The sequence below is a fragment of the Paramagnetospirillum marisnigri genome (assembly GCF_001650715.1).
GTDB lineage: Bacteria > Pseudomonadota > Alphaproteobacteria > Rhodospirillales > Magnetospirillaceae > Phaeospirillum > Phaeospirillum marisnigri.
The window spans coordinates 1-531 of record NZ_LWQT01000036.1 but is presented as its reverse complement, the minus strand read 5'-3'; the positions used below and the strand labels follow the sequence as shown (position 1 = coordinate 531).

2 protein-coding genes are annotated in these 531 nt (G+C 55.6%); both read left to right on the top strand.

Going from position 1 to position 531, the window contains the following annotated elements:
• Positions 1–194: hypothetical protein (locus A6A04_RS22820; protein WP_216636074.1), on the top strand; the 194-nt coding region annotated here is incomplete at its 5' end.
• Positions 107–499 (top strand): tetratricopeptide repeat protein, encoded by a 393-nt coding sequence (locus tag A6A04_RS02265; protein ID WP_082914642.1) that lies wholly within the window; start codon positions 107–109, stop codon positions 497–499. The genes A6A04_RS22820 and A6A04_RS02265, both read left to right, overlap by 88 nt.
• The last annotated feature ends 32 nt before the right edge of the window (positions 500–531 follow it).

Here is a 531-nt window from a genome sequence, read left to right as displayed (position 1 = left end):
AAACAGACCCGGAAACGCCGATCAACCGCAATTCACGCCCGGAACAACTCTCAAACCGTCAGAATGAAGAGGTTTCCGGAGGTGCCCACATCAGCTTCCCGAGGCTTTGCGGTGGTACCAGAAGGCTGCCGAAAAGAACTACCCTCCAGCACAAACCAACATCGCGGTTCTTTACTCGAGAGGGCAAGGCATAAAGCAGGATTATGCCGAAGCCATGCGCTGGTACCTCAAAGCGGCTGATCAGGAGTATTACCCAGCGTACATGCAGATCGGCGATCTTTATGACTCCGGACGCGGTGTCTCTCAGGACTATGCCGAGGCATTGAAATGGTACCGCAAGGCCGCCGACCTGGATACCGTCGAGGGGGAATTTAAGGTCGGCATGTATTACTTACAAGGAAAAGGAATCGAGCGGAACGAGGCTGAGGCCAAGACTTGGTTGACCAAAGCTGCCGGTCATGTCCCGTCGAGTGGTGTAGCAGCTTTTGCCTGGGGATGATGGCGTAGGGTGCGTAGCGCCCGGAGGCGTCA